This is a genomic window from Aeromonas sp. 2692-1 (genome assembly GCF_013085505.1).
GTDB lineage: Bacteria > Pseudomonadota > Gammaproteobacteria > Enterobacterales > Aeromonadaceae > Aeromonas > Aeromonas hydrophila.
On record NZ_CP038513.1, the window covers coordinates 1,810,001 to 1,827,689 of the forward strand.

The 17,689-nt window shown below is 61.0% G+C and carries 13 protein-coding genes, 2 rRNA genes, 1 pseudogene and 1 riboswitch (1 of these 17 only partly in view); of the genes and pseudogenes, 8 read left to right on the forward strand and 8 right to left on the reverse strand.

Features of this window, described 5'->3' with window-relative positions:
* The 6 genes and pseudogenes from E5E97_RS08840 to E5E97_RS08865 all read left to right on the forward strand — a co-directional run.
* Window positions 1-1,171 (forward strand): 23S ribosomal RNA (locus tag E5E97_RS08840); it begins 1,718 nt to the left of the window's first position.
* Between the two features lie 83 nt (window positions 1,172-1,254).
* Window positions 1,255-1,369 (forward strand): 5S ribosomal RNA (gene rrf, locus E5E97_RS08845).
* Between the two features lie 288 nt (window positions 1,370-1,657).
* Window positions 1,658-2,110, forward strand: coding sequence for a pullulanase (locus E5E97_RS08850; protein ID WP_011704809.1), 453 nt, complete (start codon window positions 1,658-1,660; stop codon window positions 2,108-2,110).
* 208 nt (window positions 2,111-2,318) lie between these two features.
* Window positions 2,319-4,466: an adenosylcobalamin-dependent ribonucleoside-diphosphate reductase gene (locus E5E97_RS08855; protein WP_171280172.1), complete on the forward strand. Its 2,148-nt coding sequence runs from the start codon at window positions 2,319-2,321 to the stop codon at window positions 4,464-4,466.
* A gap of 10 nt (window positions 4,467-4,476) precedes the next feature.
* Window positions 4,477-5,156: pseudogene (locus tag E5E97_RS08860) on the forward strand (NrdJb).
* A gap of 208 nt (window positions 5,157-5,364) precedes the next feature.
* A complete protein-coding gene (locus tag E5E97_RS08865) occupies window positions 5,365-6,735 on the forward strand; it encodes a PhoH family protein (protein ID WP_011704812.1) in 1,371 nt (456 codons plus the stop codon).
* A gap of 67 nt (window positions 6,736-6,802) precedes the next feature.
* On the opposite strand, the gene thiQ is transcribed toward E5E97_RS08865, so the two are convergent.
* The 3 genes from thiQ to thiB all read right to left on the reverse strand — a co-directional run bounded on the left by thiQ (window position 6,803) and on the right by thiB (window position 10,175).
* Window positions 6,803-7,510 (reverse strand): thiamine ABC transporter ATP-binding protein, encoded by a 708-nt coding sequence (thiQ, locus tag E5E97_RS08870; protein ID WP_171280173.1) that lies wholly within the window; start codon window positions 7,508-7,510, stop codon window positions 6,803-6,805.
* Window positions 7,511-7,575: 65 nt separating this feature from the next.
* Window positions 7,576-9,198, reverse strand: a complete 1,623-nt coding sequence (thiP, locus tag E5E97_RS08875) for a thiamine/thiamine pyrophosphate ABC transporter permease (protein ID WP_171280174.1) — start codon at window positions 9,196-9,198, stop codon at window positions 7,576-7,578.
* On the reverse strand, window positions 9,195-10,175 hold the full coding sequence (gene thiB, locus E5E97_RS08880; protein WP_171280175.1) for a thiamine ABC transporter substrate binding subunit: 981 nt from the start codon (window positions 10,173-10,175) through the stop codon (window positions 9,195-9,197). The genes thiP and thiB overlap by 4 nt, the downstream gene beginning before the upstream one ends.
* Window positions 10,176-10,226: 51 nt before the next feature.
* A riboswitch (TPP riboswitch) is annotated at window positions 10,227-10,317 on the reverse strand.
* 91 nt (window positions 10,318-10,408) lie between these two features.
* On the opposite strand from thiB, the gene E5E97_RS08885 reads away from it, so the two are divergent.
* Window positions 10,409-10,699 (forward strand): PilZ domain-containing protein, encoded by a 291-nt coding sequence (locus E5E97_RS08885; RefSeq protein WP_017410271.1) that lies wholly within the window; start codon window positions 10,409-10,411, stop codon window positions 10,697-10,699.
* A gap of 101 nt (window positions 10,700-10,800) precedes the next feature.
* Here the strand turns inward: E5E97_RS08885 and E5E97_RS08890 are convergent, their stop codons facing one another.
* The 5 genes from E5E97_RS08890 to leuA form a co-directional block, all read right to left on the reverse strand.
* Complete coding sequence (locus E5E97_RS08890; protein WP_118881847.1) at window positions 10,801-11,730, reverse strand: transglutaminase-like domain-containing protein; 930 nt, start codon at window positions 11,728-11,730, stop codon at window positions 10,801-10,803.
* A gap of 116 nt (window positions 11,731-11,846) precedes the next feature.
* Window positions 11,847-12,446: a 3-isopropylmalate dehydratase small subunit gene (leuD, locus tag E5E97_RS08895; protein WP_118881846.1), complete on the reverse strand. Its 600-nt coding sequence runs from the start codon at window positions 12,444-12,446 to the stop codon at window positions 11,847-11,849.
* Between the two features lie 12 nt (window positions 12,447-12,458).
* A complete protein-coding gene (gene leuC, locus E5E97_RS08900) occupies window positions 12,459-13,856 on the reverse strand; it encodes a 3-isopropylmalate dehydratase large subunit (protein ID WP_171280176.1) in 1,398 nt (465 codons plus the stop codon).
* Between the two features lie 32 nt (window positions 13,857-13,888).
* Window positions 13,889-14,974, reverse strand: coding sequence for a 3-isopropylmalate dehydrogenase (leuB, locus tag E5E97_RS08905; protein WP_216368138.1), 1,086 nt, complete (start codon window positions 14,972-14,974; stop codon window positions 13,889-13,891).
* 2 nt (window positions 14,975-14,976) lie between these two features.
* Entirely contained in the window at window positions 14,977-16,551 is a 1,575-nt protein-coding gene (gene leuA, locus E5E97_RS08910) for a 2-isopropylmalate synthase (protein ID WP_171280178.1), read from the reverse strand.
* A gap of 407 nt (window positions 16,552-16,958) precedes the next feature.
* Between leuA and E5E97_RS08915 the strand changes: the two genes are divergently transcribed.
* On the forward strand, window positions 16,959-17,582 hold the full coding sequence (locus tag E5E97_RS08915; RefSeq protein WP_011704823.1) for a TetR/AcrR family transcriptional regulator: 624 nt from the start codon (window positions 16,959-16,961) through the stop codon (window positions 17,580-17,582).
* The last annotated feature ends 107 nt before the right edge of the window (window positions 17,583-17,689 follow it).

Genomic DNA, 17,689 nt, shown 5'->3' on the forward strand with positions numbered 1-17,689 from the left:
ATGGAGCAGTTGGGAGTCGCAGTGACCAGATGGCTGGGACTGTTTATCAAAAACACAGCACTCTGCAAACACGAAAGTGGACGTATAGGGTGTGACACCTGCCCGGTGCCGGAAGGTTAATTGATGGGGTTAGCGCAAGCGAAGCTCTTGATCGAAGCCCCGGTAAACGGCGGCCGTAACTATAACGGTCCTAAGGTAGCGAAATTCCTTGTCGGGTAAGTTCCGACCTGCACGAATGGTGTAACCATGGCCATGCTGTCTCCACCCGAGACTCAGTGAAATCGAATTCGCCGTGAAGATGCGGTGTACCCGCGGCTAGACGGAAAGACCCCGTGAACCTTTACTACAGCTTGGCACTGAACATTGAACCTACATGTGTAGGATAGGTGGGAGGCTTTGAAGGCGTGACGCCAGTTGCGCTGGAGCCGTCCTTGAAATACCACCCTTGTATGTTTGATGTTCTAACGCAGGCCCATGAATCTGGGTCGCGGACAGTGCCTGGTGGGTAGTTTGACTGGGGCGGTCTCCTCCCAAAGAGTAACGGAGGAGCACGAAGGTTGGCTAATCCTGGTCGGACATCAGGAGGTTAGTGCAATGGCATAAGCCAGCTTAACTGCGAGACGGACAGGTCGAGCAGGTACGAAAGTAGGTCATAGTGATCCGGTGGTTCTGAATGGAAGGGCCATCGCTCAACGGATAAAAGGTACTCCGGGGATAACAGGCTGATACCGCCCAAGAGTTCATATCGACGGCGGTGTTTGGCACCTCGATGTCGGCTCATCACATCCTGGGGCTGAAGTCGGTCCCAAGGGTATGGCTGTTCGCCATTTAAAGTGGTACGCGAGCTGGGTTCAGAACGTCGTGAGACAGTTCGGTCCCTATCTGCCGTGGGCGTTGGATGATTGAAGGGAGTTGCTCCTAGTACGAGAGGACCGGAGTGAACGAACCTCTGGTGTTCGGGTTGTCACGCCAGTGGCACTGCCCGGTAGCTAAGTTCGGAATCGATAACCGCTGAAAGCATCTAAGCGGGAAGCGAGCCCTGAGATGAGTCATCCCTGACCCCTTGAGGGTCCTAAAGGGCCGTTGGAGACCACAACGTTGATAGGTGGGGTGTGTAAGCGCGGCGACGTGTTGAGCTAACCCATACTAATTACCCGTGAGGCTTAACCATACAACACCCAAGAAGTGTTCTAAGGCTTGTAGCAGATACCGAGAACGAACAACAAAATCAGCTTTCTTAGATTGAAGAATTTGCCTGGCGGCCATAGCGCCGTGGAACCACCTGAACCCATGCCGAACTCAGAAGTGAAACGCGGTAGCGCCGATGGTAGTGTGGCATTCGCCATGCGAGAGTAGGACACTGCCAGGCACCCAACACGAGAAACCCCGCTCATTTGAGCGGGGTTTTTTATTGTCTGAAATTCAGCCTTTTCCTCTCTGAACCCCATTTATCTGGTCGCTCAAGGTCATCTTTTCTGACCTCGTTTCTTATATGGTCTACCTCTTGTCTGGCTGATATTTGTCCATCAATTCAATTGCTGAACAGAAAAAGCACAGAATGTGATGCCTCTACCTTTCTTGTGATGCCCGCTCTGCTTTAATTCGTCTGCCCACGTTTGATGGGCCAAGGAATCACAATAATCTGAGGAATGGACACATGTTCAAAAGAACAGTAACGATGATGCTGGCGGCGGGAACCCTGGTATTAGGCGGTTGCGCATCTCACGGTGGAGCTGAACAAGCGGCTGCGGACAACAGCGATTTCGGTGGCAAGTCCATCTACCTGCGTGGGGAGATGAACGACTGGATGGCAACCGACGCGAGCAAGGTGGTCAAGGTCGCCGACAAGCTCTACATGGCCAAGGGAACGCTCAAGAAAGAGTGGGCTCCCTACAAGTTCAAGTTCGCCGACTCAGGCTGGAGCTGTGGCACCAACTTCGGCTACAAGAGCCCGAGTGACGGTGTTGCCGTGCTGGGTGGTGAAGCCGTGCCGGTCAACCCCTGCTCCAAGTATGAAGACATGAAGTTCTCGCCGGATGCGGATGGCGTCTATGAGTTCTATCTGAACATGGCGGGCGATACCCCGACCGTGTACGTCAAGAAACCCTGATCTGGACCGGGAAGCACGTTTCCCGGGCGATGAATCGGTCAATGCCCCGGCCCAGCACACTGCTGGCCGGGGCGTTTTTTTAGGATGGGACAGGATGTCTCGTCATTAAAAATACTACATATAGTGTTTTTTATTTTGTTGGTTCGCTATTGGTTGTGTTTATTGCTACTGTCGTGACGTTGTTCCATTCACATGAGGTTGATTGAACATGGCTAAATCCAACCCGGTGCAGGAGAGTGAGAGCACCTCTCGCCTGATCCCCCTGCAGGAGACTTCCTTCGAGATCTGGGATAGCAAGTATCGTCTCAAGAGCAAGGATGGCGTCCCCATTGATGGCACGATCGATGAAACCTACCAGCGGGTCGCCCTTGCCCTGGCTGGCCAGGAGTCGCAGCCAGACGCCTGGTATGAGCCCTTCCTGTGGGCGCTGCGCAACGGAGCCATCCCGGCGGGACGCATCACGTCCAATGCGGGAGCCTTCGAGCACAAGCCGGCGACCTCGACCATCAACTGCACCGTCTCCGGTACCATCGAGGATTCAATGGACGACATTCTCGGCAAGGTGCACGAAGCGGGACTGACCCTGAAAGCCGGTTGTGGCATCGGCTATGACTTTTCAACCTTGCGCCCGCGCGGGGCTTTTGTCTCCGGTGCCGGGGCCTATACCTCGGGCCCGCTCTCCTTCATGGATATCTACGACAAGATGTGTTTCACCGTCTCGTCAGCCGGTGGTCGTCGCGGCGCCCAGATGGGCACCATGGATATCCGTCACCCCGATGTTGTCGAGTTTATCCAGGCCAAGCGGGAGGACGGTCGTCTGCGCCAGTTCAACCTCTCTCTGCTCATCACCGAAGAGTTCGTCAAGGCGGTAAAAGAGGATGCCCCCTGGCTGCTAATCTTCCCCTACACCGCCAGGGAGGTGGAGCAGGACGGCATAGCGCTGGACGATCCCGCTCAGGTGTTTTGGGCCGACTGGCCGAACAGGGAAGGGGTGGTGTTCAACGAGCTGGGGCAGGTGGCCTGCAAGGTCTACAAGACCCTGCCTGCCCGCAAGCTGTGGAACGTCATCATGACCTCCACCTATGACTATGCGGAGCCCGGTTTCATCCTGATCGACAAGGTCAACCAGATGAACAACAACTGGTTCTGCGAGGAGATCCGCGCCACCAACCCTTGCGGTGAGCAGCCTCTGCCCCCCTATGGGGCCTGCCTGCTGGGGTCCGTCAACCTGACCCGGTTCGTGCGCGACCCTTTCACCGAACAGGCCGCCTTCGACTGGTCCGCGTTTCGCAAGGTGGTGGCCATCTTCACCCGCATGCTGGACAACGTGGTGGAGATCAACCAGCTGCCGCTTGCTAGGCAGCGTGAGGAGATCATCAGCAAACGCCGTCATGGCATGGGCTTCCTCGGCCTCGGCTCGGCCCTCACCATGCTGCGGATAAAATACGGTTCTGCCGCCGCCGTCGCCTTTACCGAGCAGGTATCTCAGGAGCTGGCCATGACCGGCTGGCGCGAGTCCCTGGCCTTGGCGAAGGAGAAGGGCCCGGCCCCCATCATGGAACAGGAGTTCGAGGTGACCGGCAAGCTGCTGCGGCTGCGCCCCGAGATGGCGGCAGACGGCATCAAGCTCGGTGACAAGGTGAAGGGCAAGGTGCTGCACGCCCGTTACAGCCGCTACATGCAGCAGGTGGCCAAGGTGGATCCCGGCCTGGTTGCCGAGCTGGCCGAGGTGGGGGGGCGTTTCACCCATCACAGCAGTATTGCGCCGACCGGCACCATCTCGCTGTCGCTGGCCAACAACGCCAGCAACGGGATCGAGCCGAGCTTTGCCCATCACTACAGCCGCAACGTCATCAAGCCGGGCAAGAAGAGCAAGGAGAGTGTGGACGTCTACTCCTATGAGCTGCTGGCCTACCGCGAGTTGGTCAATCCGGCTGCCATGCCTTATGCCGAGGATGAGGCGACCCGGTTGCCGGATTACTTCATCACCGCCGACGACATCAGCCCGGCCCAGCACGTAGACATTCAGGCGGCGGCCCAGCGCTGGATCGACTCCTCCATCTCCAAGACGGCCAACGTGCCGACCGATTTTCCGTTCGAGCAGTTCAAGGACATCTACCTCTATGCGTCGGATTCGGGGCTCAAGGGTTGCACTACCTTCCGGTTCAACCCGGCAGCCTTCCAGGGGGTGCTGGTGAAGGAGCAGGATCTGGAGAACACCCTCTACGAGTTCACCCTGGAGGATGGCTCGGTCGTCACGGCGAAAGGGAACGAAGAGATCGAATACGATGGCGAGCTGCATACCGCTGCCAACCTCTATGATGCCTTGAAAGAAGGCTATTACGGTAAATTCTGAGGACGCGCGCATGGTCAAGAAAATCGACAGAAAAATCGTCGCCTACCAGGTGAAAACCCGGGATGAACCGCAGCAACCCCCTGTGCAAGATGACGTGGTTCACATGCACGAGACGGTGTTGCGGCCGGAGCGGTTGATGGGCACTACCTACAAGCTGAAGACGCCGGAGCATGTCTCCGAGCACTCGCTGTTCATCACCATCAACGACATCATTCTCAACGAGGGCACGGTGCACGAGACGCGCCGTCCGTTCGAGATCTTCATCAACTCCAAGAGCCTGGAACACTACCAGTGGATCGTGGCGCTGACCCGCATCATCTCGGCGGTGTTTCGCAAGGGGGGGATGTCACCTTCCTGGTGGAGGAGCTGCGCTCGGTGTTCGATCCCAAGGGGGGCTACTGGAACAAGGGCAAGTACGTACCCTCGCTTATCGCCGAAATTGGCAACGTGATCGAAACCCATCTCACCGAGATCGGCATGCTCAAGGTGGCCGGGCTGGATGAACACCAGCAGGCGTTCCTGGCCGACAAGCAGGCCGAGCTGCAAGCCCGGCAACATGCCGACGAGCAGCAGGCCGGGAGCGGTTTCCCGCCCGGTGCGGCGCTTTGCTACAAGTGCCACAGCAAGGCACTGGTGCAGAAGGATGGCTGCATGACCTGCCTCAACTGCGGCGATTCCAAGTGCGGTTGAGTGATTGAGCGCAGGCAAAAGGCCGGCCTTGGTGCCGGCCTTTTGCATTGCTGCTTTTCTGTTCGAACGCACCGGCGGCACACGCGATTTGTTGCGCGATAGTAAAATCGGGCGTAGCGTTGGGGGTAATAAAACTGTCACGGCCGTGTGGTTTCAATGACATCTGAGATTCACACACGTGGCACCTTCAGTGCCAAGGAGGATGCTTATGGACAACACGGACCGAAAGCTGTTTATCCTGGATACCAACGTTCTGCTTCACGAACCCCTCGCCATCTACTCCTTCAAAGAGCACGACGTGCTCATCCCCATGACGGTGCTGGAAGAGCTCGACAACATCAAGGATCGCCACAAGGACGTCAGCCGCGATGCGCGAGTAGCCATCCGGGCGCTGGAGGATGTATTTCGCGATGCAACGCCGGAACAGATTGCGCAAGGGGTAGCGCTGGCCGGTGAGGCGAGCGGGCACATCTCCATCTTCAGTGACCACCATCTGCCGCAGGATGCCGAGGTGTTCACCGACAAGGAGGCCGACAACCGCATCATCAACGCGGCCCTCTACCTGCAAAAGCACGAGTTGAAACGTCAGGTGGTGCTGGTCACCAAAGACATCAACATGCGGCTCAAGGCCAAGGGTGCCGGGCTTGCCCACGTCGAGGATTACCGCAGCGACCAGCTGATCGATGACATCCGCCTACTGGCCAAGGGCTTCCAGGTGGTGCCAGGCAGCTTCTGGGAGCGGGTCGGTGAGTGCGACAGCGAGACCCATGGCCGCGATACCGTTCACGTCATCGATGCCAACCTGCTGGAGGGCATTCACGTCAACCAGTACCTGATCGATGAAGAGAACTTCTTCGCCGCCCGGGTGCTCAGCCACGACAGCCAGAAGATCCGCATCAAGGATCTGGGGCGCGAACGGCTGATGTCCCGCAAGGCGTGGGGGGTACATCCCAAGAACGTCTATCAGGGGATGGCGCTCGATGCGCTGCTCGATCCGCACATCGACCTGGTGATCCTGACCGGCCCGGCGGGTTGCGGCAAGACCCTGCTGGCGATGGCTGCCGCACTGGAGCTGGTGATCGAGAAGGGGATCTACGAGAAGGTGATCGTCACCCGCAATACCCCGGAAATCGCCGAGAGCATCGGCTTCCTGCCTGGCACCGAAGAAGAGAAGATGATGCCCTGGCTGGCGGCGGTGACCGACACCCTGGAGGTGCTGCACAAGCAGGACGAGAACATGAGCGGGTCCCTCAGCTACATCATGGAGAAGGCCAACATCCAGTTCAAATCGGTCAACTTCATGCGTGGGCGCAGCATCCAGAACACTTTCGTGCTGCTGGACGAGTGCCAGAACCTGACCGCGTCCCAGATCAAGACCATCATCACCCGCTGTGGCGAGGGCACCAAGATCGTCTGCTCCGGCAACCTGGCCCAGATCGACTCCAACTACCTGAGCCCGGTGACCTCGGGTCTCACCTACATCGTCGAGCGTTTCAAAGACTTCGACGGCAGTGCCAACATCTTCCTGAACGGGGTGGTGCGCAGCAAGCTCGCCTCCTTCGCCGAGGAAAATCTCTGATTTGACTGACTATCTTCGTATGAAAAAGGGAAGCCAGGCGGCTTCCCTTTTTTGATCCCGTCGCCGGTCATGGTTCCTGCGTGCGGCCAAGGTAGCGCAGCAGACCGGGGTGATCGCTGTTGTGCAGGATGTCCGGCGTACCCTGCAGGGCGATGCGCCCCTCGTCGACGAACAATACCTGATCAGCGATGAGCTGGGCATCTTCCGGGTTGTGAGAGACCATCAGCACGGTAATGCCTTGCTCGCAGGCAAGCCTCGCCACCTCCGCCAGCATCTCCCGGCGCAGGGCCGGATCGAGCGCCGAGAAGGGTTCATCCAGCAGCAGCAGCGGCTTGCCCCGCACCAGGGCGCGGGCCAGCCCGACCCGCTGTTGCTGCCCGCCGGAGAGCTGTTCCGGCAGTCGGGTGAGCATCTCACCGAGGCCGACCCGGCACGCGGCATCCTTCACCTGGGCCCGTTGGGTTGCATTCAGGCGCAGACCGGGGTGCAGACCGATGGCGATGTTGTCGAACACTGACAGATGCAGGAACAGGTTGTGATCCTGAAACAGGGTGGTGACCGGCCGCGCGGCTGGGCCCAGCGGCAGCAGATCCTCGCCATCGAAGTCGAGGGTACCGGACTCTACCGGCACGAAACCGGCGATCATGCCGAGCAGGGTCGACTTGCCTGCACCACTCGGGCCGATGAGCGCGGTGATCTCCCCCTTGGGCAGGGTGGCGCTGAAGCTGACGCGCCAGTCCGGGTAGCTGGTGACCAGCTGATCAATATTCAGCATGTTCTCTTCTCCAAGGGGCAGCTCGACCAACCGGAGCGGCCGAATAAACGGTTGGGGCGTGCGCTTCAATGTTCGGCATGCTTGCCTCCCAGGCCACGTTCAATCAGCCAGAACAGGGAGAAACAGAGGATCAGCAACAGCAGGGCTGTGGCGGCCGCCTCGGTCAACCGATAGCTGCCGAGCTGCTGATAGAGCAGCCAGGGCAGAGTGGTGAGCTCCTGGCTGCCGAACATGGCGATGGCGCCGAGATCTCCCAGCGACAGGATCATCGAGAGTGCGGCCGCCTGGGCCAGCGGGCGGCGCAGCAGGGGCCACTCCACCAGCCGCAGGCGATGCAGTCCGCGTACCCCCAGGCTGTCGGCCAGCCGGTCGTACTGGCGCACCACCAGTTGCATGGGGGCGGAGAGGGTACGCAGCACATAGGGCAGCGCCATCAGGGCATTGACCAGCACCACCAGCCAGGGGCCGAGGGCGAACACGTCGGCGAACGGCATGAACAGGATGAACAGGCCGGTGGAGAGCACTACCGCCGGGATCATCAGGATCACCGAGCCGCTGGCCTCCCACAGGGCGGCGGCCCGCCGCTTGCGATCCCGCACGCGCAGGTGACGGCTGGTGAGCAGCAGCGCGCTGCCGAGCAGGGTGGCCAGGCTGCCAGCCGCCAGCGCGATCAGCAGCGACTGGCCGCTGGCCAGCCACAACTTGCTTGAGGTCAGTGCACCCGGCAGGCCGGGGTTGAGGCCGGCTACCACGATGGCCAGCAAGGGGGGCAGGAATACTGCCAGCCCGATCCCGAGGGCGAGGGCGTCCACCAGACCGGTTCCCGGCTGATGGCGATCCGGGCGCAGACAGGGACGGCGGGCGCTGATCCGGCTGGCCGGGCTGCTCTGCAACTTGTGTTGCAGCATCAACAGACCCGCGGTCAGGATCAACTGCACCAGCGCCAGCCCGCCGGCGGTGGCGAGATCGAAGTCAAAGCGCAGAGCCTGATAGACGGCCACCTCCAGGGTGGTGGATTTGGGGCCGCCCCCGAGCGCCAGCACTGTGGTGAAGCTGGTGAAGCAGAGCATGAAGATGAGGCTGGCCAGGCCTGGCAGTTGGGCCCGGATCAGCGGCCACTCCAGCAGCCGGAAAATATGGGAAGAGCGCATGCCGAGCTGGCTGGCGAGGCGCCAGGAGGACTCGGGAATGCTCTCTATGCTCTGCAGCAACAGGCGCGCCGCCAGCGGCATGTTGAAGAAGACGTGGGCCAGCAGGATGCCGAGCAGGCCATAAAGGTAATTGCCGGGGGCGAGCCCCAGCCCGTGCAGCAGCTGTGGCAACCAGCCCTGCTTGCCGTGTACCGCGACGATGCCGAAGATGGCGATGATGACCGGCAAGACCAGCGAAAGGCCGAACAGTTTGAGCAGCAGGCGGCGACCGATGAAACGGCGCCGCGCCAGCGCGCGGGCCACCGGAATGGCCAGCCCCAGGCTCAGCAGGGTGGAGAGCAGCGCCTGCCAGAGGCTGAAGCCCAGCACGTGGCGCAGGTAGGGGTCGGCCAGCAGGGTACGGGGCGCCAGCGCCCCGGCCTGCCACAACAGGGCCGCCAGCGGCCCCAGGGAGAGCAGCAGGATGATCAGGGTGGCTGCACTGCCCGGCAGCCACCAGAGGGGGCGAGCCTGCGCTCTGGCGAAGATAGGGCTCACTGGGTGACGGCTTGCAGCCACTCGCGGATCCAGTTCTTGCGGTTGGCGGCCACCTCATCGCTGCTGAAGGCGAGCGGCTTAGCTACGGTGATCATCTGCTCGAAGCCCTTGGGCAGCGGCGTGTCGATCACCGGATACATCCAGTTGCCGGTCGCCATCTCGTTCTGGAATGCGGGGCTTGTCATGAACTGCAGGAACTTATCCGCCAGCTTGCCCTGGGTGGCGCTGCTGAGCTTGGCGGCTACTTCCACCTGGCGGTAATGACCCTCTTCAAACGCTGCAGCCTGATACTGCGGCTTGTTTTCGGCAATCAGGTGATAGGCCGGGGAGCTGGTGTAGGAGAGCACCATGTCCGCCTCGCCGTCGAGGAACATGCCGTAGGCCTCGGACCAGCCCTTGGTGACGGTGACCGTCTTCTTGGCCAGTTGCGCCCAGGCGGCTGGTGCCTCATCCCCGTAGACCGACTTCATCCACAGCATCAACCCCTGACCCGGGGTGGAAGTGCGCGGATCCTGATAGATCACCTTGAGATCGGGGCGTTCTACCAGCTCTTTCAGGCTCTTGGGTGGGTTCTTGAGCTTGCTCTGGTCGTAGACGAAGGCGAAGTAGCCGTAGTCGTAGGGGACGAAAGTATCGTCCTGCCAGCCGCCCGGCACCTTGACCCCGTTCAGCTTGCTGCCGTGGGGGGCGAACAGGCCGCTCTGTTTGGCTTCGCTGACGAGCGCATCGTCCAGCCCCAGCACCAGATCGGCCTTGCTGTGTTTGCCCTCCAGTCGCAGCCGGTTGAGGATGGCCACGCCATCTTCAAGCGGCACCAGTTTGAGGGTGCAGCCGCACTCCTTCTCGAAGGCCTGCTTGATCTTGGGACCGGGTCCCCACTCAGCGGTGAAGGAGTTGTAGGTGTAGACGGTGAGGGTGTCGGCCGCGAAGGCCTGGGCACTGAGCAGGCTGGTGGCGACCAGCAGCAGGGTTTTCATGAGCGGCACTCCCTTAGCAATGAGGTGCCAGCGGATGAGGGCGCAAAAAATGAGCGCCATGCCTCAAATTCCTCCGCCAGCATTATCTGGATCAGGTTCACGGGTATAATCTCAGCGGTAAACCGCACCCCGTTTGAGAAACGAACCGCATTGTATTAACGTTCTTGGGGGGAGGCCAGCACAATTGTTCCTGCGGGCCAGCGAGACGGCGTCAGACAACAGAGGATGTTCGCGTGATCACCAGCACCAAGGAAAGACGCGCCTTCCAGCGCATGATAATCAATGCCCCCGTCACCATCTTTCAGCAACAGCAGGTACTGGAAGGGGTCTGCCGGGATCTCAGCGCCAACGGCATGGGGATCGCCGTCGCCGAGCATCAGCTCGATGTGAGCCAACCCATCCGGGTGAGCCTGGCCACCAACAACAACCTGCTGCCCCCCTTCGAGGCGCAGGCCCGCATCATCCGGGTGCTGGAAGAAGAGGATGGACTGCTGCTGGCCATCGAGTTCCAGGCCCTCGCCTGACCGACCGTCACACCCTTCGTCATGCATCGACCAGCCCCGCGCTGGTCGATTTCATTCTGGCGTATTTCCTCCTGTTTTCACGACGTCCCCGACGGGCGGCGTTATTTATCCGCGCGAACCGGCTGCACGCTCAGTTGCTTGCTGTCGATGAGGGTCTTGCTGGTGGGGGCCAGTTGGCCCATCGCCAGCTGGGCCGGGCCGGTGGGCTCCATCAGCAGATAGGTTTCCCCTTCCCGGTTCAGGGTGGCCTCACCCGGCTTGGCTGGCAGCGCCACTCCCAGCAGGGCATGGCCCGGCACGAACACCATGGCCTGTTTCAATTCGGGAAAAAGCTGGGCCAGCATGGCGGCCATCAGGGTCACCTTGCTGTCGCAGTCGCCCTGGTTCTGCTCCAGCACCTGGCGCGGGCTTAAAAAGCCCTTCCCCTGGCGTCCCGACTGGCTGTCGAGCAGCTGATAGGGGATGGACTGCACGAAGTCGAGCATATGGGCCACCGTCTTCTGGCGGGCTTCGGTCTCGGTGCTGCCCTGCTGCTTGAGCTGCTCGGCCAGTGGCGCCAGCTCGCTGCGGCTCTCCAGTGCGATGCGCACATGGTCCTGCTTGATGGCGGCGGCGCCGTCGGGGGCGGTGAAGGGCTGGAAGTAGTGCTGCTTGAGCCACTCGGACTCCAGCTTGTCCCGTTGCTGGGTGAGCCAGGCCATGGCCTTGTTGACCTGCTCGGGCTGGCGCCCCTTGAGCTTGAGCTCCATCTGGGGGCGAGAGAGGGAGAACTGCACGGTAGGGAACTCGGCCATCCCCTGTTGCAGCAGGCTCTGCAGCACGTCCTCCTGCATGCGGGCCGGCCGATAGGCGATGAGTGGCGGCAACTTGCCCGCCTCCAGCCGATAGGTGAGCTGCTGCGCCTTGCCGTCCTGGCCCTGCCAGCCGACGTTGAGCTGCCCACCGCTGCTGTTGAAATAGGTCTGTCCAGCGCAGACCGGCAGCGCCAGCCAGAGGCCGCAGAGCAGGGGGAGGGCGATCGTCATCTTCATTCGAGTGTCCCGTCGGGCATGCAGAAGTGGCCGGCCATGCGTGTAGCCTGGCCTGACAATAAAACAGGGAGCCGCGGCTCCCTGTTGATTCTACTCGTTTTATGGCACCTGATGGGTCAAATCCAGCTCGGCTGCTTCGCCTCGAAGGCGCTGATGGCGGCCTCGTGTTGCAGGGTCAGGCCGATGGCGTCCAGCCCGTTGAGCAGGCAGTAGCGGCGGAACTCGTCGATCTCGAAACCGAAACGGAGGCTACCTGCGCGCACCTGATTGGCCTCCAGATCCACTTCGATCTCGATGCCCGGCTGGGCGGCAACCAGCTGGAACAAGGCGTCTACCTCTTCCTCCTTCAGGCGCACCGGCACCATGCCGTTGTTGATGGCGTTGCCATAGAAGATGTCGGCAAAGCTCGGGGCAATGATGGTCTTGAAGCCGTAGTCCGCCAGCGCCCAGGGGGCGTGCTCACGGCTCGAGCCGCAGCCGAAGTTCTCGCGGGCCAGCAGGATGCTGGCACCGGCGAACTGCGGCTGGTTGAGCACGAACTCGGGGTTGGGCTGCTGACCTGCATCGTCCAGGAAGCGCCAGTCGTGGAACAGGTGTTTGCCAAAACCGATGCGGTTGACCTTCTGCAGAAACTGCTTGGGAATGATGGCGTCGGTGTCGACGTTGGCGCTGTCGAGGGGAACGACGATCCCTTTGTGCTGTTTGAAACCTGTCATGTACGTTCCCTCTTACAGTGCACGAATGTCGGCGAAGCGGCCGGTGACGGCGGCGGCGGCGGCCATGGCCGGGCTCACCAGATGGGTGCGGCCGGCGCGGCCCTGACGCCCTTCAAAGTTGCGGTTGCTGGTGGAGGCGCAGCGCTCCCCCGGTTGCAGCCGGTCGTTGTTCATGGCCAGACACATGGAGCAGCCGGGCAGGCGCCACTCAAAGCCAGCCTCGATGAAGATCTTGTCCAGCCCCTCGGCTTCGGCCTGGGCCTTCACCTGCTCGGAGCCCGGTACCACCAGCGCCTGCACGCCAGCGGCGACCTTGCGACCGCGGGCGATGGCGGCGGCGGCGCGCAGATCCTCGATGCGGCTGTTGGTGCACGAACCGATGAACACCTTGTCGATGGCAACATCGGAGAGCTTCTGGCCAGGCTGCAGGTCCATGTAGGCGAGCGCCTTGCGGGCGGACTGCTGCTCCATCAGGTCGCTGAAGGATTCCGGCGCCGGAATGGGTTCATTGACGGCGATCACCTGACCCGGATTGGTGCCCCAGGTGACCTGCGGGGCGATGTCGGCGGCGTCGAGCACCACTTCGGCATCAAATCTGGCATCGGTGTCGCTCTTGAGGCTCTGCCAGTAGGCGATGGCCTGTTCCAACGCCTCGCCCTTGGGAGCGAACTCCTTGCCACGGATGTAGTCGATGGTGGTCTGGTCGGGGGCGATCATGCCGGCCTTGGCGCCAAGCTCGATGGCCATGTTGCACACCGTCATGCGCCCTTCCATGGTGAGCCCTTCGATGGCTTCGCCAGCGAATTCCACCACATAGCCGGTACCGCCGGCGTGGCCGACCTGGCCTATGATGGCCAGCACCACGTCTTTCGCGCTGATGCCCTCGGCCAGCTTGCCGTTGACCGAAATGCGCATGGTCTTGGCGCGGCCCTGTTTCAGGGTCTGGGTGGCCATCACGTGTTCCACTTCGGAGGTGCCGATGCCAAACGCCAGCGACCCGAAGGCGCCGTGGGTGGCGGTGTGGGAATCGCCGCAGACGATGGTGGTGCCGGGCAATGTGATGCCAAGCTCTGGGCCCATCACGTGGACTATGCCCTGGTATTGGTGGTTCAGGTCATACAGACGGACCCCGAACTCCTTGCAGTTGGCGGCCAGCGTCTCCATCTGGATGCGGGCCATCTCGCCGGAGGCGGCGATGTCCTTGGTGGTGGTGGATACGTTGTGATCCATGGTGGCCCAGGTCAGATCCGGGCGGCGCAGCTGGCGGTTCATGGCGCGCAGGCCGTCGAATGCCTGCGGGCTGGTCACTTCATGCACCAGGTGGCGGTCGATGTAGATGAGGGGCGTCTCCCCTTCCACTTCCCGGACCACGTGGGCGTCGAATACTTTCTGATAGAGGGTCTTGGCCATTGCTCGGTTTCCTTGTTATCGATGCCGTGGGGTCAGATGCGCGCGGCGATCTGGCTGCCCATCTCGGCCGTGCTCTGCACCGGGTGACGGGCGCTGGCCTGATGCAGGTCGGCGGTGAAGTAACCCTCGGCCAGGGTCTGGGCCACGGCCTGCTCGATGGCCTGGGCGGCGGCTTCCTGGCCCAGGCTGTAGCGCAGCATCAGGGCGGCGGAGAGGATCTGGGCGATGGGGTTGGCAATGCTCTTGCCGGCGATATCCGGGGCCGAGCCACCTGCCGGCTCGAACAGGCCGAAGCCCGATTCGTTGAGGCTGGCGGAGGGGAGTAGCCCCATGGAGCCGGTGATCATGGCGCACTCGTCGGAGAGGATGTCACCGAACAGGTTGGAGCAGAGCAGCACGTCGAACTGGGACGGATCCTTGATGAGCTGCATGGTGGCGTTGTCGATGTACATGTGATTGAGCGCCACGTCCGGATAGGACTTGGCGACTTGCGTCACCACCTCGCGCCACAGAATGGAGGAGGCGAGCACGTTAGCCTTGTCGATGGAGGTGACTTTGCCACGGCGAACACGAGCCGACTCGAAGGCTATCTTGGCGATGCGCTCGATCTCGAAGCGATGGTACATCTCGGTGTCGAATGCCTTCTCGGTGGGGCCTTCTCCTTCACGCCCCTTGGGCTGGCCGAAGTAGATGCCGCCGGTCAGCTCGCGCACGCAGGCGATGTCAAAACCGCGATCCGAGATGTCAGCCCGCAGCGGCGAGAACTGCTCGAGGCCGGTGTAGATGCGGGCCGGACGCAGGTTGCAGAACAGCTTGAAGTGGGCGCGCAGAGGCAGCAGGGCGCCGCGTTCCGGCTGATCGTTGGGGGGCAGGTGCTCCCACTTGGGGCCACCCACCGAGCCGAACAGCACGGCATCGGCCGCCTCGCAGCCTGCAATGGTGCTCTGGGGCAGCGGGGTGCCGTGGTTGTCGATGGCGATGCCGCCCACGTCGTGGCGATCATATTCGAAGGTGAGGCCGAACTTGGCCTGCACCTTTTCCAGCACCTTGACGGCCTCGGCCATCACTTCCGGGCCAATGCCGTCACCCGGCAATACTGCGATCCGATAACTGCTCATACTCACACGCTCTCCGTATTGATCTTGTCTGTTTTTGCGACGTTGCGTTCCATCTGTTCGGCCACCTGATCGGCGCGCCAGATGCTGTTGATCACGTGGATCAACGCCTGGGCGGAAGACTCTATGATGTCGGTGGCCAGGCCCATGCCATGGAATTTGCGGCCCTTGTACTGTGCGACTATGTCGACCTGGCCGAGGGCGTTCTTGCCTTCCCCCTTGCCCTTGAGTTCGTACTTGTCGATGCTGATTTCGTAGCCGGTGATGCGGTTGATGCACTGGTAGACCGCGTCCACCGGGCCGTTGCCGGTGGCGGCTTCGCTGACGATCTCCTGGCTCACCTTCAATTTCACCGAGGCGGTGGCCATCACCGAGCTGCCGCTCTGTACGCCGAGGTACTCCAGCTTGAAGTGTTCCGGCTCTTCGTGGATCTGGCTGAAGAAGGCGAGCGCCTCCAGATCGTAATCGAACACCTGCCCCTTCTTGTCGGCCAGGGTGAGGAACTTGCCGTAGAGATCGTCGAGGTCGTAGCTACTCTCGGCGTAGCCCATGGACTCCATCCGGTGCTTGATGACGTGGCGGCCGGAGCGGGAAGTCATGTTGAGGTTGTTCTGGGTGAGGCCGATGCTCTCCGGGGTGATGATTTCGTAGGTGTTTTTCGCCTTGAGCACGCCATCCTGATGGATGCCGGAGCTGTGGGAGAAGGCGTTGGCGCCGACGATGGCCTTGTTGGGCTGCACCGGCATGTTGCAGAGCTGGCTGACCAGGGCGCTGGTGCGATGAATTTCGCTGTGGCGGATGTTGGTGTGCACCCCGAGCAGGTCGGCGCGGGTTTTCAGGATCATCGCCACCTCTTCCAGCGAGCAGTTGCCCGCCCGCTCGCCGATGCCGTTGATGGTGCACTCGATCTGGCGGGCCCCCATCTGCACGGCGCCGATGGAGTTGGCCACCGAGAGGCCCAGATCGTCGTGGCAGTGCACCGAGATGATGGCCTGATCGATATTGGGTACCCGGTTGAACAGGGTCTGGATGATGCCGGAGAACTCGGTCGGTACCGTGTAGCCGACGGTATCCGGAATATTGATGGTGCGAGCGCCGGCCTTGATGGCGGCCTCCACCATGCGGCACAGGTTGTCTATCGGGGTGCGGCCCGCATCTTCGCAGGAGAACTCCACGTCGTCGGTGTAGCGGCGGGCATGCTTGATGGCGTTGACCCCCATTTCCAGCACGTCTTCGAAGCTCTTCTTCAGCTTGCTCTCGACGTGGATGGAGGAGGTGGAGATGAAGGTGTGGATGCGAAAGGCTTCGGCGACCCGCAGGGCTTCGCCGGCGGCGTCGATGTCCTTGGGCAGGGCGCGGGCGAGGGCACAGACCCGGCTCTGCTTGATGTGGCGGGCGATGGTCTGCACCGATTGAAAGTCGCCAGGGGAGGAGACCGGGAACCCCACCTCCATGACGTCGACACCGAGCCGCTCCAGCGCCTGGGCGATCTGCAGCTTCTCCTTGACCGTCAAGCTGGCCGCCAGAGCCTGCTCACCATCGCGCAGGGTGGTGTCGAATATGATGACCCGATCTGACATGTGACTTCCCTCTTCCTAAGTTCGGTGACGTGCATCCTGCGTTGGCATAAAAAAACCCGTGCAGGGTGCACGGGTTTTTGTAAATTCCGGCTATGCCTGAGCCCGGCTACAAGGATCCCGCGCGACTGGTCGCGATTAGGGAGATTAGTAGTAGCGGAGCGGCAATACGCATGATGAATCAATCCTTCCAGTCGATAACGCTTTTACCAATATCGAGATTTTTATGCTGTGTCAACCGCGCAGACCCGGTTCATTTCGCTGGTTTATTTAATCGGATTGTAAAGGAGTGCAAATTTACTTGTCCCATATTCGGCCCTTGCACGATTATCTGGTCATTCCTGCTGTACTCGATCATCTGTGCAATCAGATCGACTTGTCAGTTTTTGCTGAATTATCCGAGGTATTAAATGGAAAAACGTAGACCTGGTCGTCCGGTCGGACGTTCTGACATTCGTGACAAGTTGCTCTCTGCCGCCCGTGAGCGTTTTCTCAACACCCCCTACAGTAAGGTGACGACCCGTGAGATCGCCGAGCTGGCTGGCTCCAATCTGGCGATGATCCACTACTACTTCGGCAGCAAAGAGGGTCTCTACAAGGCGGTGCTGGGCGATGTGGCCGAGCCGCTGGATCAAGCCTGGCACGATGAGGCCGGCAACCGCAGCCTCAACGACCTGCTCAACACCTACTATCAGGTGATGGCGCCAAACAGCGAGCTGACCTCCGCCATCTCCAGCGCATTATCGACCGAGAAAAGCCCAGGTCGGGATTTTGTGCTGAACCGTCTGCTGGAACGCCAGCTGCCCCAGTTCGATGCCTTGCTGGAGTCCATGAAGAACAACGGCGAACTGGGTGACAACCTGGATCCCGAGATGCTGAAGATCTCCTTCCTCAGCATGATGTGGCAGCCGTTCGTGATGAAGGATCTCTACGAGCAGGTGTTCGGCCTGACCGTGGATGAACACTTCATGGCTCGCCTGGCGGATCACAACTGCCGTCTGATGGAAAACGGTCTGCGCGGCACCCTGAACTGATCATTTGCCGCGCTTGTCGTAAAAAAGGGCCATTCGGCCCTTTTTTTCATCAATCTGTTATCTGACCGTCAACCAAGTGTCACCTCGCCGCCCTAGTCTGCACTGAG

What these genes read in the sequence shown, in the direction of transcription:
- E5E97_RS08850 (WP_011704809.1), top strand. Translation starts at nt 1,658, where the DNA reads ATGTTCAAAAGAACAGTAACGATGATGCTGGCGGCGGGAACCCTGGTA.
- E5E97_RS08855 (WP_171280172.1), top strand. Translation starts at nt 2,319, where the DNA reads ATGGCTAAATCCAACCCGGTGCAGGAGAGTGAGAGCACCTCTCGCCTG.
- E5E97_RS08865 (WP_011704812.1), top strand. Translation starts at nt 5,365, where the DNA reads ATGGACAACACGGACCGAAAGCTGTTTATCCTGGATACCAACGTTCTG.
- thiQ (WP_171280173.1), bottom strand. Translation starts at nt 7,510, where the DNA reads ATGCTGAATATTGATCAGCTGGTCACCAGCTACCCGGACTGGCGCGTC.
- thiB (WP_171280175.1), bottom strand. Translation starts at nt 10,175, where the DNA reads ATGAAAACCCTGCTGCTGGTCGCCACCAGCCTGCTCAGTGCCCAGGCC.
- E5E97_RS08890 (WP_118881847.1), bottom strand. Translation starts at nt 11,730, where the DNA reads ATGAAGATGACGATCGCCCTCCCCCTGCTCTGCGGCCTCTGGCTGGCG.
- leuD (WP_118881846.1), bottom strand. Translation starts at nt 12,446, where the DNA reads ATGACAGGTTTCAAACAGCACAAAGGGATCGTCGTTCCCCTCGACAGC.
- leuC (WP_171280176.1), bottom strand. Translation starts at nt 13,856, where the DNA reads ATGGCCAAGACCCTCTATCAGAAAGTATTCGACGCCCACGTGGTCCGG.
- leuB (WP_216368138.1), bottom strand. Translation starts at nt 14,974, where the DNA reads ATGAGCAGTTATCGGATCGCAGTATTGCCGGGTGACGGCATTGGCCCG.
- leuA (WP_171280178.1), bottom strand. Translation starts at nt 16,551, where the DNA reads ATGTCAGATCGGGTCATCATATTCGACACCACCCTGCGCGATGGTGAG.
- E5E97_RS08915 (WP_011704823.1), top strand. Translation starts at nt 16,959, where the DNA reads ATGGAAAAACGTAGACCTGGTCGTCCGGTCGGACGTTCTGACATTCGT.